Raw genomic sequence first — 16886 nt, 5'->3', positions numbered from 1 at the left:
CGACGGGCCGGGCCCCGTCCGCTCAGCCGTCGACCTCGGCCACGGCCTGCGCGAACTGCGCCTTGTACAGCCGCGCGTACGCCCCGTCGGCCGCCAGCAGGTCGGCGTGCGCGCCCTGCTCGACGATCGACCCGTTCTCCATGACGAGGATGGTGTCCGCGTCCCGGATGGTGGAGAGCCGGTGCGCGATGACGAACGAGGTCCGCCCGTGCGCCAGCTTGGCCATCGCCTTCTGGATCAGCACCTCGGTACGGGTGTCCACCGAACTCGTCGCCTCGTCCAGCACCAGGATCACCGGGTCGGACAGGAACGCCCGCGCGATGGTGATGAGCTGCTTCTCACCCGCGCTCACCCCCGTGCCCTCGTCGTCGATCACGGTGTCGTAGCCGTCGGGCAGCGTCCGCACGAACCGGTCCGCGTGCGCCGCCCGCGCGGCCTCCTCGATCTCCCCGCGGGTGACCTCGCGGGACGCGCCGTACGCGATGTTCTCCGCGATGGTGCCGCCGAACAGCCAGGTGTCCTGGAGCACCATGCCGATCCCGGCCCGCAGCTCGTCCCGGGACATCTTCGCTATGTCGACGCCGTCCAGGGTGATCCGCCCGCCGGACACCTCGTAGAACCGCATCAGCAGGTTGACCAGCGTGGTCTTGCCGGCGCCCGTCGGGCCGACGATGGCGACCGTGTGACCGGGCTCCACCTTCAGCGACAGGTCCTCGATCAGCGGCTTCTCCGGGTCGTAGCGGAACGACACGTGCTCCAGCTCCACCCGCCCGCGCAGGTCCTCGGGCCGCACGCCGGGGACCGGGTCCGCCGACTGCTCGTCCGCGTCCAGCAGCTCGAAGACCCGCTCCGCCGACGCCACGCCGGACTGCACCAGGTTCGCCATCGACGCGACCTGCGTCAGCGGCATCGAGAACTGCCGGGAGTACTGGATGAAGGCCTGCACGTCACCGATGGACAGCGAGCCCGAGGCCACCCGCAGACCGCCGACGACCGCGACGAGCACGTAGTTCAGGTTCGACACGAACATCATCAGCGGCTGCATGATCCCGCTGTTGAACTGCGCCTTGAACCCGGCCTCGTACAGCGCGTCGTTCTGCTCGGCGAACTGCTTCGCCGACTCCTCCTGCCGGCCGAACACCTTCACCAGCGCGTGCCCGGTGTACATCTCCTCGATGTGCGCGTTCAGCTGCCCCGTCGAACGCCACTGCTGCACGAACTGCGGCTGCGACCGCTTGCCGACCCGCGTGGCCACCACGAAGGACAGCGGCACCGTCACCAGCGCGACCAGCGCCAGGATCCAGGAGACGTAGAACATCATCGCCAGCACGCCGATGATGGTCAGCAGCGAGTTGATCAGCTGGCCCATCGACTGCTGGAGCGTCTGCCCGATGTTGTCGATGTCGTTCGTCGCCCGGGACAGCACCTCCCCGCGCTGGCGCTTGTCGAAGTACGACAGCGGCAGCCGCGACAGCTTCGTCTGCACGTCCTCGCGCAGCCGGAACATCGTCCGGTTGACGGCCCGGTTCACCAGCCGTGTCGCCACCGCCATCAGCAGTCCGGCCACGGCGAACACCGCCAGCGCCAGCAGCAGCACGTGTCCCACGGCGGTGAAGTCGATGCCCTCGCCCGGTGTGAAGTCCGTGCTGCGCAGCATGTCGGCGACCTTGCCGTCACCGCGCTCCCGCATGGACGCGAGGACCTGCTCCTTCGTGGCCCCGGACGGCATGTTCCGCCCGACGATGCCCGCGAAGACCAGGTCGGTGGCCTTGCCGAGGATCTTCGGCCCGACCACGCTGAGGCCGACGCTGACCACCACGCAGGCCAGCAGCGCGTAGATCGTCACCCGCTCCGGCCGGAACTGGGAGACGAGCCGTTTGCCCGACCCCTTGAAATCCATCGAACGCTGGTCGGGGCCGCCCCCGGCCATCATGCGACCGCCAGGCCCCGCCATCAGGCAGCCTCCGCTTCCGTGAGCTGGGAGAGCACGATCTCCCGGTAGGTCTCGTTGTCCGCCATCAGCTCGTGGTGCCGGCCCACGCCGACCACCCGCCCCTCGTCCAGCACGATGATCCGGTCGGCGTCCCGGATGGTCGCCACGCGCTGCGCCACGATCACCACGGTCGCCTCGGCCGTCTCCCGGGACAGCGCGGCGCGCAGAGCGGCGTCGGTGGCGTAGTCGAGTGCCGAGAACGAGTCGTCGAAGAGGTAGATCTCCGGGCGCTGCACCAGCGTGCGGGCGATCGACAGCCGCTGCCGCTGGCCGCCCGACACATTGGTCCCGCCCTGCGCGATCGGCGCGTCGAGCCCGCCCTCCAGCCGCTCCACGAACTCCTTGGCCTGCGCCACCTCCAGCGCGTGCCACAGCTCCTCGTCCGTGGCGTCCGGGTTCCCGTAGCGCAGATTGGTCGCGACCGTGCCCGCGAAGAGGTACGGCTTCTGCGGCACCAGGCTGACGACCTTGGCCAGCACCTTCGGATCGACGGTGCGTACGTCCACCCCGTCGACCAGCACCTCCCCGTCCGTGGCGTCGAACAGCCGGGGCACCAGCCCCAGCAGCGTGGACTTGCCGCTTCCGGTCGAGCCGATGACGGCGGTCGTCTCGCCCGGCAGGGCCACCAGACCGATGTTCCTCAGCACCGGCTCCTCGGCCCCCGGATACCGGAACCCGGCACCCCGGATCTCCAGATGCCCGTGCCGGCGCAGCTCGGTGACCGGCGCCAGGGGCGGCACCACGCTGCTCTCGGTGTCCAGGACCTCCTGGATCCGCTCGGCGCACACCTCCGCGCGCGGCACCATCATGAACATGAAGGTGGCCATCATCACGGACATGACGATCTGCATCAGATAGGCCAGGAATGCGGTCAGGTCACCGATCTGCATCCCGCCGCTCTCGATCCGGTGGGCGCCGAACCACACCACCGCGATCGACGACAGGTTCACCACCGTCATGACCACCGGGAACATCAGCGCGAGCAGATTGCCGGTGCCCAGCGCCACGTCCGTCAGATCGGAGTTGGCCTTCCGGAACCGCTGCTGCTCGTAGTCGTCCCGGACGAAGGCGCGGATGACCCGGTTGCCGGTGATCTGCTCGCGCAGCACCCGGTTCACCGTGTCCAGGCGCACCTGCATGGACCGGAACAGGGGCCGCAGCCGCCGCACGATCAGCGTCACGCAGATCGCCAGCACCGGCACGACGCCGACGAGCACCCCGGACAGCGGCACGTCCAGGCCGAGCGCCATCACGATGCCGCCGACGCACATGATGGGCGCCGACACCATCAGTGTGAACGTCATCAGGGCCAGCATCTGGACCTGCTGCACGTCGTTCGTCGTCCGTGTGATCAGCGAGGGCGCGCCGAAGTTGCCGACCTCCCGCGCGGAGAAGGACTGCACCCGGTCGAAGATGGCGCCCCGCAGGTCCCGGCCGAGCGCGGAGGCGGTGCGGGCGCCGTAGTAGACGGCACCGATGTTGCACACGACCTGCACCAGCGAGATGCCGATCATCAGGGCGCCGTAGCCCAGGATGTAGCCGGAGTCGCCGTTGACGACACCGTTGTCGATGATGTCCGCGTTCAGGGTCGGCAGGTAGAGGCTGGCGCAGGTCTGCAGGAACTGCAGCGCCACCAGCAGGGCGATGGGTTTCTTGTAGGGCCTGAGACAGGTCCGCAACAGTCGTATGAGCACGCTGGGTCTCTCGGAGTCGGCGACAGGGGCGGTTGGTTGCCCCTGGCCCCTATCGTCGGACACTCCACCCGCGTTACCTCAACCGATTAAGCCGACAGCGTCCTGCTTCCGGCCGCACCGGCATGATCCAAACGACAGCTCCTAGGCGCGCAGCGCCCCCGGGTGCGTCTGCTCCCGCACCGACACGAACTGCTGCCGCACCGCCTGACCCACGGCCAGCTCCTCGCCCGGCTCCAGCACCTGCGCCACCGCGCCCTGCCAGGCCGGGGGAGTGCGCGGGTCCAGCGTGCCCTGCGACGCTCCCAGCGCCCAGGCCGCCTGCCGGGCCGCGCCGATCGCCGCGTAGTCCGCCGGCTGCGGTACGACGACCTGTACCCCGAACAGCGCCGGAGCCGCCGCCTGCACGGCCGGCAGCTCGGCCGCAGCGCCCAGCAGGAACACCCGCCGTACGTCCACACCCCGGCCGCGCAGCACGTCCAGGGCGTCGGCGAGGCCGCACAGCATGCCCTCGAACGCGGCCCGCGCCAGATGCTCGGGCTTCATCGACTCGCGCCGCAGCCCGGCCAGCGTCCCGGCGGTGTGCGGCAGATTCGGCGTCCGCTCACCCTCCAGATACGGCAGCAGCACCAGTCCGTGCGCGCCCGGCGTCGACTTCATCGCCAGGTCGGACAGGCTCTCCAGGTCCGGCAGGCCGAGCAGTTCGGCGGTGCCGCGCAGGGTCCGTACGGCGTTCAGGGTGGTGACGACCGGCAGGTGCATACCGGTGGCGTCCGCCAGGGAGGTGATCATGCCGCTCTGGTCGACGAGCGCCTCGGGGTGCACGGCCATCACCGACCCGGAGGCGCCGAGGGAGACCACCGCGTCCCCGAGCCCGATCCCGAGCCCGAAGGCCGCGGCCATCGTCTCGCCGGTCCCCGCGGAGATCAGCAGGCCCTCCGGCGTCGTGCCGGCCGCGTCGGCCGGGCCGATCACCTCCGGCAGCATCGCCTGGTGCCCGAGCGCCAGCTCGACCAGATCGGGCCGGTAACCGCCGGTCGCCGCCGACCAGTACCCGGTCCCGGAGGCGCCGCCCCGGTCGGTGGTCCTGCGGGCCGGCCGCCCCAGCAGCTGCCACACCAGCCAGTCGTGGGCCTGGAGCAGAACGGCGGTCCGCGCGGCGGCCTCGGGCTCGGTCCTGGCCAGCCAGCGCAGCTTGGTCACGGGCTGCGGGGCCTGCGGCACACAGCCCACGGACTGCGCCCACGCCTCGCGCCCCCCGAGCGCGTCGATCAGATCGGCCGCCGCCACCTGCGAGCGCTTGTCGCCGCCCACCATGGCCGGGCGCACGGTGTTGCCCTGGGAGTCCAGCGGCACCACCGAGTTGGCCTGGGCCGAGACCCCGATGGCCTGCACGCCCTCCAGCAGCCCGCCGCCGGCGGCCTCCCCGAGGGACAGGAGCCAGGCCTGCGGGTCGACGTCGGAGGGACGGCCACCGCCGTCGGGGCTTTCGACCGGATGCGGCGCGTACCCCTGCCGGAGCACGGCCCCCGTGTCCGCATCACAGACGACGATTCGAGTGAAATCGGGCGCACTGTCCAACCCGGCGACTATCCCCATGCGCAAAATTCTGCCGCACCGCGGGAGGTGTCCGTACCGGGTGGGGGCACGCGCCTCAGGTGTTGCTGGTGCCCCAGTCGTCCGAGCCGGTCCCGTGGGCGTTGCGCTCGCGCAGCGACCGCACCCGCTGGGCGACCGAGTCGGGCATCCGGTCGCCGACCTTGTCGCTCACCGCGGTGTAGGCCTTGTCCGCGAAGTGCCGTCCCTGCTGGGCCGCCGACTCGGCGGTGTTGCGGACGGCCGGGTTCTGTGCGACCTGCCGCGCGGACTTCCTCAACTGCTCGTAACGCTCGCGCCCGGCCTTCGTGCCGAGCACGTAACCGACGGCGAGTCCGACGACGAATGTGAGCCGGTAACGCATGGCGGCCACCTTCCCTTGCGTAGCTCTGACAGTGCCGGGGAGTACCGATTGGCAAAGCACCCCCCTGCTTGCGCTAATGTATGTGTCGCAGCGAGCGCGCGCCCCCTGGCGAATACCCAGGTAGGTGCGTTCGATGCAACGAGGCATTCCTCCGTAGCTCAATTGGCAGAGCAGCCGGCTGTTAACCGGCAGGTTACTGGTTCGAGTCCAGTCGGGGGAGCTCGGTCCTCCGTAGCTCAATTGGCAGAGCAGCCGGCTGTTAACCGGCAGGTTACTGGTTCGAGTCCAGTCGGGGGAGCAGGTGAACGAGGGCCCTTCGGGGTCCTTTTTCATGTCCGGACACATGCCGGGGGATCTTCTGGGAACTCCCGGGAACCGTGCGCCACGCTGCGGAGTCCTCAAGGTCGTGAAGGCGTCGCGGTGAGCCGACCAGCCGAGGCAGGAGATCGTATGAGCGGCTATGCTGCGGCAGACGGCGCGCACACGTGTACGCGACACGCCGTATGGGGCGGTAGCTCAGCCGGTTAGAGCAGCGGACTCATAATCCGTCGGCCGTGGGTTCGAGTCCCACCCGCCCCACTCCGCGCCACCCGCAACAGAAACCTTCTGGCCGGTGTGGCGACACGAAGGCGAGGGAAGCCGGGTCACCGGCCGCCCTCGCCGTTCTCGTTGCCGTCCTCGTCGTCGCGTTCGCCCTCCGCCTGGGAGGGCGTGGTCTGCGACGGGTTCTGGCCGTCCGTGGTGTCCAGCTCGTCGTCGCGCTCGCCCTCCGCCTGGGACGGGGTCTGTCCGTTCATGGTGGCACCTCCTGCCGGACCGGGTTCCCGCGCCGAGTACCCCGCCCGCGCCGACGGCACCACGCCATCGGGACCGGTGTCTCAGCGGCCGGCCCGCTCCAGGGCCGTCCGCAGGGCCGAGCGCACCTCGGGCGGTGGCGGCGGGCCGTCGTTGCGGGCGCCGGCGGTCACCGCCGCGGCCACCGTGCGCAGCTTGGTGTTGGACAGCTGCGAGGCCTCCCGCAGGATGTGCCACGCCTCGTCCGGCGTACAGGCGTGCAGGGCCATCAGTACGCCCCGCGCCTGGTCGATGACCGGACGGGAGGCGATGGCCTGCCGGAGCTGCTCCACCTCCTCCTGCAGCACGCTCAGCCGCTCGGACCGCTCCGCCGCCACCGCCGAGCCCGCCGGTTCCGCAGGGCGGGGACGCGGCGTGCCGTCGAGGGGTGCGGTGGTGTCCAGGCCGAGCAGCTCGAGGATCCGGCGTGGCTGGCCGGTCCAGTTCCGCGCCGTCACCGGCACCGCCCGCCGGTCGCCGTAGCCGCGCAGCAGCTCCAGGAACTGCAGTCCGGCCGTGTCCATGAAAACCACGTCGCCCATGTCCAGGTCGACCCGCTCGACGCCCGCAGGCAATGCGGCCAGGGCCTCGGCCAGGGTGTCCGCGCACCCGTGGACCAGCTCCCCCCTGGGGACGAGCACTGCCCGGCCCGCCTCCACATGGCCGTCGATCACCAGGGTGGCCGGCCTCCCCGCCAGACGTGGTGGTGCCGCTGAGGTCATGTCACCGCCTTGTCCGTCCTCGTTGATCCCCGACGACGTTCGCAACGTCACCCGGCCCCCGTCTGCTGGTGCGCCTGCCCGCCGCCCGGCGGGAGTACACCCGGCCGCGGGGAATGACCGGTCCATGGTGGGGTAAAGGCGTTGCCGGACGCGACCGGGCGGCCTGCTCACAGGGGCGACTGCCAGGTGGCCGTCGGCCGTGCGCCGTCGGCTGTCCCGTCGTGCGAGACGGTCAGCCGCACCGCGTCGCGGCCGTCCGGCAGGGACGCGGTGGCGTCGACGGAGACCTCGACGCGGGAGACGCCGTGGCCCCTGGACACGGCGGCCAGGGCGCGGCGCAGGGCGGCGACGAGGCGGTCGGCGACCCGGTCCGGTACGCGGCTGTCGACGGCGCCCGTGAAGTGGGTGGAGGGCGGGAAGCCGAGCAGGGCGGCGGCGGACGCGGTCTCGCGCAGCACCCGGCCGCGCAGTCCGGCCGGCGGTCCGGTCGGGGGCTGCTGGAGCGCGAAGATCGCCGTACGGACGTCCTGGACCGTGGAGCGCAGCTCGTCCACCGCCCGGCCGAGGATGTCGCGGACCTCGTCCGCGCCGGGGCGGCGCTGGGTGGACTCCAGCATCATGCCGGTGGCGAACAGCCGCTGCACCACGAGGTCGTGCAGGTCGCGGGCGATGCGGTCGCGGTCCTCGTACACCGCGAGGCGTTCGCGGCCGTGCCGGGCGTCGGCGAGGACGAGGGCCAGCGCGGCCTGGGAGGCGAACTGGGTCGCGAGCAGCCGTTCGACGGCCGTGTAGGGGCGGCCGCCGCGGCGGCGGGGCAGGGCGAGGGTGCCGATCAGCCGGCCGTTCGCCTGCAACGGCAGCAACATGCTGGGGCCGAACCGGTGCCGAACGTGCGTCGTCATGCGCGGGTCGGTCGCCGAGTCCGCGACGAACACCGGCTCGCCACCGAGGAGCTGCTCGAGAACGGGGCTGCCCGGGGCGATGGTCGTGCCGACGATGCCGTCCGGGTCGTCGGGCGCCGAGGCGGTCACGATCTCCATGCCGCCCTCGGCGGTCGGCTGGAGGATCACACCGGCCGAGGCGTCGGCGAGCAGCCGGGCCCGCTCAGCGACCGTCGTCAGGGCGTCGTCCGCGCTCTCACCGGTGAGCAGCGCGGTGGTGACGGCCGCCGCGCCCTCGATCCAGCGCTCGCGCTGCCGGGCCGTCTCGTACAGCCGGGCGTTGCCGATCGCGATGCCGGCCTGTGTGGCGAGGACCCGCAGCAGTTGCTCGTCCTCGGCCGTGAACGGGCCGCCGCCGGGCGCCCCGGCCAGACACAGCTCGCCGAACTCCTCGTCCCGCACGTGGATCGGCACGCGCAGCCGGTGCGCGGTGCCGGGGACGGCGGCCGGGGGCGTGGCGGGGGGCCCGCCGGGGCCGTCCGGGGGCGGTGCGCCGACGCCGGGGAAGCCGGCCGTGTCCGGGTCGGTCGTGGTCAGGGACGCGCAGGCGGCGCCCGTCAGTTCGGCGGCGCCGTCCACGACGTGCTGCAGGGTGCTGCGCAGATCCAGGTCGGTGCCGACGCCGAGGACGGCGTCGAGGAGGCGGGTCAGCCGTGACGCGGGCCGCGCGGTCATGCCGTCGGGTTCCTCGGCGGGTCAGTCGGCCAGCGGGTCCAGCACCAGCGGCTCGACCCCGCCCTCCAGCATCGTGCCGAGCCCCTGGACGGCGCACACGTCGGGCCGCTCCGCGATGTGCACCGGCATGCCGGTCGCCTGACGCAGCATCTGGTCGAAGCCGGGCAGCAGCGCGCTGCCGCCCACCATCATGATCCCGCGGTCGGCGAGGTCCGCGACCAGCTCCGGCGGGCAGTCGCGCAGCACCTTGCCGATGCCGTCGAGCACGCCCGTCAGCGGCGTCTGGATCGCGTTGCGCACCGCGGCGGTGTCGACCTTCACGCTGCGGGCCAGGCCGGTCGCCACGTCCCGCCCGTGGATCTCGGTGGACGCCGGGCCCTGCGGGGTGAGCCCGTTGCCGGACAGTGCGAGCTGCAGCGGGCGTACCGACTGGCTGGGCAGCACCAGTGCGTGCTGGTGGCGCAGGTGCTGCACGATCGCGTGGTCGACGGCCTCGCCGCCCACCGGGATGCGCTCGGCGGTGACGATCGAGCCGAGGGAGAGCACCGCGACCTGCGTGGCGTGCGCCCCGCACACCATGATCATCGTCGCCTCGGGCTGCTCCACGGGCAGCCCGCAGCCGATCGCCGCGGCGATCAGGGTGTCGACGAGCTCCACCCGCCGGGCGCCGAGCCCGACCAGCGTCTCGATCGCCGCGCGCTGGGCCAGCGGATCGGCGTCGTGCGGCGTGCAGACGGCGGCGCGCAGCCGGGGCTTGCGGCGCAGCCCCCGGCGGATCTTGTCCCCGAGCAGGTGCCGCAGCATGCGCTGGGCCATCTCGATGTCGACGACCGTGCCGCCGGAGACCGGCCGTACGACTCGGATGTAGCCCGGGGTGCGGCCGGTCATCTTCTCCGCGAGCTCGCCCACCGCGATGAGCGCGCCGGTGCGGGTGTTGACCGCGGCGGCGGACGGCTGGTCGACGACCAGCCCGGAGCCCTTCACATAGACCCGGGTTCTCGACGCGCCGAGGTCGACGCCGAAATGGCAGCGGCGCAGCTGCTCCAGAGTGGCGGTCATGGCAGTTCCTCCCGAGAGCGCAGACCGTGTGGGACCGGCGGGTGGCCGGTCTCCTAGGCATCGTGCGCGGGGGCGGGAGCGGGCGCTCCCTGGAGGGGGCCGGTCGGGGGGCCGCTGAATGGGGGGTACGGCCGCAGGCCGTCGAGCCGCTGCGCGGGCGCCGCCGGTTCCGTGGCGGGAACCCGCCGAGGCGCCTACCCGCCACGTCTGGGCAACTCCCTTGTCACACATGCCCCCTGAGACTCTTCGCAGCACTCACGAAGAGAGGCGAGGATGAGCAGAGGACCAGTCAGACGCGGGGCGACCCTCCTGTCGGCCGGGCTTGTGATCGGGCTGTTGCCGGTCGGGCCGGCGGCGGCGCAGGCGGCTCCCGAGGGCACGCGCACCCAGGCGGCCACCCGGACCGTCACCCTCGTCACCGGGGACCGGGTGACCGTCACCGACCTCGGCGGCGGCAGGAGGACCGTCACCGTCGAACGGCCGGCGGGCGCCGCCGGCGCCGTACGCACCCAGAACGCGAACGGTGAGATCAGCGTCGTACCGGACGAGGCCCTGCCCTATCTGCGCGACGGGCGGCTCGACGCACGGCTCTTCGACGTCGACGAGTTGCTGCGCCAGGGGCTCGCCGACGGTGAGAGCGGCGAGCTGCCGCTGATCGTGACGTACGAGAAGAACGCGCGGACCGTCACCCCGCGCGGCGCCGAGCGGACGCGGGCGCTGCCCAGCGTGCGCGGCGCCGCCGTCGAGGCCGACAAGGGACGTACCTTCTGGCGGGCGTTCACCGGGCAGGCCGGCATCGACGGCGTGTGGCTCGACGGGCGGGTCACCGCCGCCATGGCCGAGAGCAACGCGCAGATCGGCACCCCCGAGGCCTGGCAGGCCGGGCTGACCGGCAAGGGCGTCACCGTCGCCGTGCTGGACAGCGGCGTGGACGCCGGCCACCCCGACCTGGCCGGACGGATCGCGCAGAGCCGCAGCTTCATCGCGGGGGAGGAGGTCGCCGACCGGCACGGTCACGGCACGCACGTCACCTCCACCGTCGGCGGCAGCGGTGCCGCCTCCGACGGCAAGGAGAAGGGCGTCGCCCCCGGCGCCACGCTCGCCGTCGGCAAGGTCCTGAACGACCAGGGCTCGGGCAGCGAGTCCGAGATCATCGCCGGGATGGAGTGGGCCGCCCGGGACGTGGACGCCGACATCGTCTCGATGAGCCTCGGGTCGACCGAGGCGAGCGACGGCACCGACCCCATGGCGCAGGCCGTGAACACCCTCTCCCGTGAGACCGGCGCGCTGTTCGTGATCGCCGCCGGGAACACCGGCGCGCCCTCCTCCATAGGCTCGCCGGGTGCCGCCGACGCGGCGCTGACCGTCGGCGCCGTCGACTCCGCCGACCAGGCGGCCTGGTTCACCAGCGCCGGCCCCCGCTACGGGGACAACGCGCTCAAGCCCGACCTCTCCGCCCCCGGCGTCGGCATCCTCGCCGCCCGGTCCCGGCTCAGCGGGGGCACCGGCGACTACACCTCCATGGACGGCACGTCGATGGCGACCCCGCACATCGCCGGGGTGGCCGCCCTGCTCGCCGAGAAGCACCCCGACTGGACCGGCGCGCAGCTCAAGGACGCGCTGATGTCCACGTCGAAGCAGCTCGACGCCTCCGCCTACCGACTGGGCGCGGGCCGGGTCAGCGTGCCCGACGCCGTCGCCGCCCGGATCACCGCGACGGGCAGCGCCGACCTCGGCTTCTACTCCTGGCCCTACGACGGCAACAAGCCGGTCACCCGCACCGTCACCTACACCAACTCCTCCGACGCTCCCGTCGAACTGAGCCTGTCCGTGCAGGGGGCGCCCGACGGTGTCGCCGCGCTCGCCGACACCACGCTCACCGTGCCCGCGCACGGCACGGCCTCCACGACCGTGACCGGGGACGGTGCGAAGGCGCCGGTCGGCAGCACCAGCGGGCAGATCGTGGCCTCGGCCGGTGGCACACCCGTCGCGCACACCGCGTTCGGGCTGGTCAAGGAGGAGGAGCGGTACACGCTCACCGTCCACGTCAAGGACCGCGCGGGCGCGGCGACCGCCGCCGACCTCGCCGTCCAGCGGCTGGCCGCGGGCGTCGACACCGTGCCCGCCCACGTCGGCGACTCCGGCACCCTGGAGCTGCGGCTCGCCCCGGGGACGTACAGCCTGACCTCCTTCCTCGACGTGCGGGGCAGCCACGGCGCCGACTCGCTCGGCCTCGGCTTCCTGGCGGCCCCCGAGGTCGTCCTCGACCGGGACCGGGAGATCACCCTCGACGGCCGGAAGCTGCGCGAGGTCCGCGCGGACGTCGGCCGGCGCACCGAGACCCGTCAGCTGCTCATGGAGTTCGACCGCAGCGCGAACGGCTCCGACCTGTTCGGCGCGGTGCAGGTGCCCCTGACGTACGACAGCATCTTCGCCGCGCCCACCGGGAAGGTCACCCAGGGCGGCTTCGAGTACCGGACCGTGTGGCGGCTCGGCAAGCCGACGCTGGAGGTCAAGGGGATCGGCGAGGCCGTCGTGCAGCCGGGCGGCACCCTCGTCGAGGGCCGGACCGGACTGCCGCTCGTCGATGTCGGCGCCGGACCGTTCACCGGGGTGAAGGGCAAGGCGGTCCTCGCCCGGCTCACCGAGGGCACCGAACCGGCCGCCCTCGCCCAGGCCGCCCAGGACGCGGGCGCCGAGGCGCTGTTCGTCACCGACGACGCGCCCGGCCGGCTGATGGCGTGGTGGGGCACGGACGACAACGCCGACCGGCCGCTCCCGATCGCCACGGTGAACGCCGCCGACGCCGCCCGGCTGCGCGCCGCGGGCCGCGTCGACATGACCGGTACGCGCAACACGCCGTACGTGTACGACCTGTCCGAGGGGCACCCCGGCGCGGTGCCCGACCGGGACCTGACGTACGAGCCGGGCAAGCGGGACCTGGCCGCCGTGCACACGAAGTACCACGCCGCCCAGCCGGTGAGCGGGGGCGAGTTCCGGTACTCGATCACCGACACCTTCCCGATCGGCATCGGCTTCAAGGAGCGGATCGACTACCCGGCCGAGCGGACCGAGTACGTGTCGGCCGGGCGCGGTCAGCGGTGGCACGAGTCCGTGGAGGCCGCCGACGGCGCGCTGGAGGAGCGCAGCGGTCTGGTGCGCTACGAGGGCGGGTCGCGTCCGGAGCTCGACTGGTTCAAGCCCGTCTGGCACCCGTGGCTCGGTACCGGGCTCGGCTGGGGCCAGCAGCGTGCCGGCAACCGGCTCCAGTTCAACGCCCCCGGCTGGGGTGACTCCGGTCCCGACCACACCGGCTTCGGCGACGTGTGGAGCGAGGGCAGCGGGATGACCCAGACCACGGCGGTGTACCTGGACGGCGAGCTGGTCGACGACGGGCCGTCGTCCGCCGCGTACGTGTGGGACGCGCCCGCCGACGAGCACACGTACAAGCTGGTCACGGACACCGCGCTGGACGCGGACCGCTGGAAGCTCGGGACGAAGGGCCACGCCGAGTGGACCTTCCGGTCGGCCGCGACCCCCGAGGACCGCTGGACGTTCCTGCCGCTGATCAACCTGTCCTTCGACGTGGACACCGACCTCGCGGGCGAGGTGCGCGGCGGGCGGAAGCTGTCGGTCGGCATCGGCGCCGAGTACGTGGCGGGTGCCCCGGACACCGGGACGATCGGCGGCGGGACGCTCCAGGTGTCCTACGACGACGGCAAGACCTGGAAGTCCGTCCCGCTGACCGGCAAGGGCGCGTCCTGGCACGGCACGCTGGACGTGCCGCGCGGCGCCGAGCACGTCTCGCTGCGGGCCTCGGCGCGCGACGACCGGGGCGGCTCGGTCACGCAGGAGATCGTGCGGGCCGTGGGCGTCCGGTAGCACGCGGACGGCGCCGCCTCCCTGGGACGGGGAGGCGGCGCCGTCGTGTTTCTCGGACCGTCAGACCAGCCGGCCGACGAAGTGGACGAGGCCGGCGAGGATGTCGGTGAGAAGGTTCATGATCGTGCAGCTCCTTGCATAGTGCATGGTGTGGGACCCGCGCTCGACTACGGTCTGCAGCCCGTCGCTTGCGCACCGTAAGTATCTCTGGGCTCACGGGCCGCATGCGATCTCACGAGCGACGATCACCTGTTCCAGGGAACAACTGATCCCCTGTTCGAAGCCGCAGCACGCCCAGGTCGGCCAAGTCCTGTGGCCTCAGGCGCAGTTGGCCCGCCGTCACCTCCACCTCCGCCGGTGTGCGCTTCAGGATCGCCGCGGCGAGCTCCGGCGCGATGACGGAGAAATAGCTGTCCGGGGTGGCCCAGGTGCTGCCGGGCGCGGCCAGTGCCAGCGCGCCGCCCGAGCCGCCCTCGCCGATGACCAGCGTGGTCACCGGGGTCCTGGCCGAGGCCACGGCACCGAACAGATCGGCGATGGCGGCACCGGCCCCTTGCCGCTCGGCCTCCGCGTCGTTCGCCGCGCCCGGGGTGTCCACCAGGGTCAGTACCGGGATGCCGAGCCGGTCCGCCAGCCGGATCAGCCGGGCGGCGGTGCGGAATCCGGCGGGCCTGGTCGCCGTGCCGGTCTGGGCGGCGTACGCGACCGTCCGCCCCGCGTGCTCGCCGAAGCCGCACAGCATGCCCTCGGTGTCCGTGCCGCCGCAGCGGTCGCCGGACAGGGCGACGCGGTGGGTGAAGTAGGCGTCCAGGTAGGCCGCGGCGCGGGGCCGTTCGGGCGCCCGGGCCCGCCGGACCGCGTCCCACCCGGTGGCGGGCAGGTCCGTCGCGCCCAGCGGCCCGGGCACCGGCGCCGGGGCGTCCGACGGCGCCGTCAGCAGCCGCAGCCAGCGCCCCAGCGTCGCGCGCAGCTCCCCGGGCGGCACGACGGCGTCCGCGCTGCCCGCCGCCACCTGCGCCTCGGCCGTGTACGCCGCCGGGTCGGCGTCCGGCGGCCGGACCCGGGAACCGGCGAAGCCCACCTGGGCGCCGGGCAGCGCGAGGACCACGTCGGCGCCCGCGCCCAGCGTCGCCCAGCCGCCCCCGGTGGCCGGGTCCCGCAGGACGGCGACCTGCGGGAGGCCCGCGTGACGGGTGAGCGCCGACTGCCGGGCGACGCGCTGGAGCTGGGTCAGCGCGAGCATGCCCTCCTGCATCCGGCTGCCCCCGGTGGCGACCAGCGGCACGACCGGCAGCCGGTGCTCCCGCGCGTACGCGTACGCCTCCTCCAGCCGGTCGCCCGTGCGCCGGCCGAGCGAGCCGCCGAGGAAGCCGAACTCGAAGGAGAGCAGCACGGCCCGGACGCCCTCGACGTGCCCGGTGCCGCAGACGACGGACTCCGTCTCGCCGGTGCGTTCGGCGGCGCGGGCGCGCTGGGCGCCGTAGCCGGGCCAGCCGAGCGGGCCGTCGCCTTCCCCGTCGCCGCCCGCACGGGGGAGTTCGGCGAAGTCGTCGGTGAGGAGGGCGAGGAACGCGCGCGCGGAGAGCCGTTCAGCCATGGTCCAGCGCCCGCTTCATGATCTTGCCCATCTCGTTGCGGGGCAGCGCGTCGAGGTACCTGACGACGCGGGGCCGCTTGTGCGGGGCGAGCCGGCCGGCGACGTGCGCGGCCAGCTCCTCCAGGGAAGGCGGCGCCGGTGGGCCGGCCGGGACGATCCAGGCCACGATCCGCTCGCCCAGGTCCGGGTCGGGCTCCCCGGTGACGGCCGCCTCCCGCACCCCCGGGTGTTCGAGCAGCGCGTTCTCGATCTCCCCGGCCCCGATCTTGTACCCGCCGCTCTTGATCAGGTCGGTGACCTTGCGGCCGACGATGCGGACACAGCCGTCCGGGTCGCGCACCGCCATGTCGCCGGTGCGGAAGAAGCCGTCCCCGGTGAACGCGGCGGCGGTGGCGTCGGGGCGGTTGAGGTACTCCGTGAACAGGTTCGGGCCGCGCACCTGGATCTCGCCGACGGTCTCCCCGTCGTACGCCGTGATCGGCGTGCCGTCCTCCTCCACGAGCCGCAGCTCCACCCCCGGCAGCGGCACGCCCACGGTCCCGGCGCGGGGCTCGCCGTCCGCGCGGACGCCCGGCCGGGGGTCCGGGGGTGTCCACCGGGACGAGCACAGCATGAGGGTCTCCGTCATGCCGTACCGCTCGATCACGCGCCGTCCGGTCGCGGCGGCGATCCGCTCGTGGTCGTGCACGGGCAGCGCGGCCGACCCGGACACCAGCAGCCGGGCCCCCGCGAGCGCCTTGGCCAGCTCCGGGTCGCCGGGCAGGGCCTCGGCGATGCGGTGGTACATCGTCGGCACCCCGAACAGCATGGTCGCTCCGCTGCTCAGCTCCCGCGCGGCGCCCTCGGTGCTGAACCGGCCGAGGTGGCGCACCGATCCGCCGCGCCGCAGCGGGCCGAGGATCCCGAGCACCAGTCCGTGGACGTGGAACAGCGGCAGCCCCTGCACCAGCACGTCGTCGCCGGTCCACCGCCAGGCGTCGGCGAGCGCGTCCAGGGTCGAGGCGAGCGCCCGCCGGGGGATGACGGCGCCCTTGGGCGGGCCGGTGGTGCCGGAGGTGTAGACGATCAGCGCGGGATCCTCCGCGCCGCCGTCGTCCGCGGGGGCGGGCCCGGCGGCACGCACGTCGACGTCCACGCGCGGCAGCCCCGCGAGCGGCTCGGGCAGCTCGTCGCCGGGCGCGGCCAGCACCAGGGCCGGGGCGCTGTCGGACAGGATGTGGCCGAGCTCCTTCCCGCCCGACTTGGGGTTGAGCGGCACGGCGGCGACACCGGCGAGCAGCGAGCCCACCACGGCGACGGCGGTCTCCATCGCCGGCGCCGCCCACACGGCGACCCGGCCGGCGCCGCGCACCCGTTCACCGACGGCCCCGGCCGCCGCGGCCAGCTCCCGGTAGGTGAGGGAGCGTTCGCCGAACCGCAGGGCGACGTGGTCGCCCGGGTCGCTGGTGAGGGCGGGGAAGAGGGAGGACACGCGGCACTCCTGGAGAACTCGGGGAACGGGCACCCCCTTCCTACCCCGGCGCCGGCGTGAT

At 73.3% G+C, this 16886-nt stretch carries 11 protein-coding genes and 3 tRNA genes; 4 read left to right on the top strand and 10 right to left on the bottom strand.

Going from position 1 to position 16886, the window contains the following annotated elements; translation table 11 throughout:
- Positions 1-22: 22 nt before the first annotated feature.
- The 4 genes from ACIRG6_RS02470 to ACIRG6_RS02455 all read right to left on the bottom strand — a co-directional run bounded on the left by ACIRG6_RS02470 (position 23) and on the right by ACIRG6_RS02455 (position 5644).
- Complete coding sequence (locus tag ACIRG6_RS02470) at positions 23-1954, bottom strand: ABC transporter ATP-binding protein (RefSeq protein ID WP_403320330.1); 1932 nt, start codon at positions 1952-1954, stop codon at positions 23-25.
- Positions 1954-3687, bottom strand: a complete 1734-nt coding sequence (locus tag ACIRG6_RS02465) for an ABC transporter ATP-binding protein (RefSeq protein WP_403320328.1) — start codon at positions 3685-3687, stop codon at positions 1954-1956. Before ACIRG6_RS02465 ends, ACIRG6_RS02470 begins: the two co-directional genes overlap by 1 nt.
- Before the next feature lie 141 nt (positions 3688-3828).
- A complete protein-coding gene (locus ACIRG6_RS02460; protein ID WP_350719739.1) occupies positions 3829-5283 on the bottom strand; it encodes a xylulokinase in 1455 nt (484 codons plus the stop codon).
- 55 nt (positions 5284-5338) lie between these two features.
- The gene (locus ACIRG6_RS02455) at positions 5339-5644 is read right to left on the bottom strand and encodes a YtxH domain-containing protein (RefSeq protein WP_318218440.1); all 306 of its coding nucleotides are present in this window, start codon (positions 5642-5644) and stop codon (positions 5339-5341) included.
- A gap of 147 nt (positions 5645-5791) precedes the next feature.
- On the opposite strand from ACIRG6_RS02455, the gene ACIRG6_RS02450 reads away from it, so the two are divergent.
- The 3 genes from ACIRG6_RS02450 (at position 5792) to ACIRG6_RS02440 (ending at position 6223) form a co-directional block, all read left to right on the top strand.
- A tRNA-Asn gene (locus ACIRG6_RS02450) sits at positions 5792-5864 on the top strand.
- 5 nt (positions 5865-5869) lie between these two features.
- A tRNA-Asn gene (locus tag ACIRG6_RS02445) sits at positions 5870-5942 on the top strand.
- Between the two features lie 207 nt (positions 5943-6149).
- A tRNA-Ile gene (locus tag ACIRG6_RS02440) sits at positions 6150-6223 on the top strand.
- 65 nt (positions 6224-6288) lie between these two features.
- Here ACIRG6_RS02440 and ACIRG6_RS02435 read toward each other — a convergent pair.
- The 4 genes from ACIRG6_RS02435 to ACIRG6_RS02420 all read right to left on the bottom strand — a co-directional run bounded on the left by ACIRG6_RS02435 (position 6289) and on the right by ACIRG6_RS02420 (position 9875).
- A complete protein-coding gene (locus ACIRG6_RS02435) occupies positions 6289-6441 on the bottom strand; it encodes a hypothetical protein (protein ID WP_364677256.1) in 153 nt (50 codons plus the stop codon).
- 81 nt (positions 6442-6522) lie between these two features.
- Positions 6523-7200, bottom strand: coding sequence for an ANTAR domain-containing protein (locus ACIRG6_RS02430; RefSeq protein WP_364677258.1), 678 nt, complete (start codon positions 7198-7200; stop codon positions 6523-6525).
- A 167-nt stretch (positions 7201-7367) separates the two neighbouring features.
- Positions 7368-8816: a sensor histidine kinase gene (locus tag ACIRG6_RS02425; RefSeq protein ID WP_364677260.1), complete on the bottom strand. Its 1449-nt coding sequence runs from the start codon at positions 8814-8816 to the stop codon at positions 7368-7370.
- Between the two features lie 21 nt (positions 8817-8837).
- Positions 8838-9875 (bottom strand): rod shape-determining protein, encoded by a 1038-nt coding sequence (locus ACIRG6_RS02420; RefSeq protein WP_364677262.1) that lies wholly within the window; start codon positions 9873-9875, stop codon positions 8838-8840.
- Between the two features lie 273 nt (positions 9876-10148).
- Between ACIRG6_RS02420 and ACIRG6_RS02415 the strand changes: the two genes are divergently transcribed.
- Complete coding sequence (locus ACIRG6_RS02415; protein ID WP_403320324.1) at positions 10149-13757, top strand: S8 family serine peptidase; 3609 nt, start codon at positions 10149-10151, stop codon at positions 13755-13757.
- A gap of 232 nt (positions 13758-13989) precedes the next feature.
- On the opposite strand, the gene ACIRG6_RS02410 is transcribed toward ACIRG6_RS02415, so the two are convergent.
- Both ACIRG6_RS02410 and ACIRG6_RS02405 read right to left on the bottom strand, forming a co-directional pair.
- The gene (locus ACIRG6_RS02410; protein WP_403320322.1) at positions 13990-15354 is read right to left on the bottom strand and encodes a carboxyl transferase domain-containing protein; all 1365 of its coding nucleotides are present in this window, start codon (positions 15352-15354) and stop codon (positions 13990-13992) included.
- Positions 15347-16825: an acyl-CoA synthetase gene (locus tag ACIRG6_RS02405; protein ID WP_403320321.1), complete on the bottom strand. Its 1479-nt coding sequence runs from the start codon at positions 16823-16825 to the stop codon at positions 15347-15349. The genes ACIRG6_RS02410 and ACIRG6_RS02405 overlap by 8 nt, the downstream gene beginning before the upstream one ends.
- Between the last annotated feature and the right edge of the window lie 61 nt (positions 16826-16886).

The sequence above is a fragment of the Streptomyces flaveolus genome (assembly GCF_044765825.1).
Classification (GTDB): Bacteria; Actinomycetota; Actinomycetes; order Streptomycetales; family Streptomycetaceae; genus Streptomyces; species Streptomyces flaveolus.
The sequence above is the reverse complement of the archived record's forward strand: the minus strand, read 5'-3'. Positions and strand labels throughout refer to the sequence as shown.

Bases quoted from the DNA above. Each gene is read 5' to 3' on its own strand.
- ACIRG6_RS02470 (WP_403320330.1), bottom strand. From the start codon at position 1,954: ATGGCGGGGCCTGGCGGTCGCATGATGGCCGGGGGCGGCCCCGACCAG.
- ACIRG6_RS02460 (WP_350719739.1), bottom strand. From the start codon at position 5,283: ATGGGGATAGTCGCCGGGTTGGACAGTGCGCCCGATTTCACTCGAATC.
- ACIRG6_RS02455 (WP_318218440.1), bottom strand. From the start codon at position 5,644: ATGCGTTACCGGCTCACATTCGTCGTCGGACTCGCCGTCGGTTACGTG.
- ACIRG6_RS02435 (WP_364677256.1), bottom strand. From the start codon at position 6,441: ATGAACGGACAGACCCCGTCCCAGGCGGAGGGCGAGCGCGACGACGAG.
- ACIRG6_RS02430 (WP_364677258.1), bottom strand. From the start codon at position 7,200: ATGACCTCAGCGGCACCACCACGTCTGGCGGGGAGGCCGGCCACCCTG.
- ACIRG6_RS02425 (WP_364677260.1), bottom strand. From the start codon at position 8,816: ATGACCGCGCGGCCCGCGTCACGGCTGACCCGCCTCCTCGACGCCGTC.
- ACIRG6_RS02420 (WP_364677262.1), bottom strand. From the start codon at position 9,875: ATGACCGCCACTCTGGAGCAGCTGCGCCGCTGCCATTTCGGCGTCGAC.
- ACIRG6_RS02415 (WP_403320324.1), top strand. From the start codon at position 10,149: ATGAGCAGAGGACCAGTCAGACGCGGGGCGACCCTCCTGTCGGCCGGG.
- ACIRG6_RS02410 (WP_403320322.1), bottom strand. From the start codon at position 15,354: ATGGCTGAACGGCTCTCCGCGCGCGCGTTCCTCGCCCTCCTCACCGAC.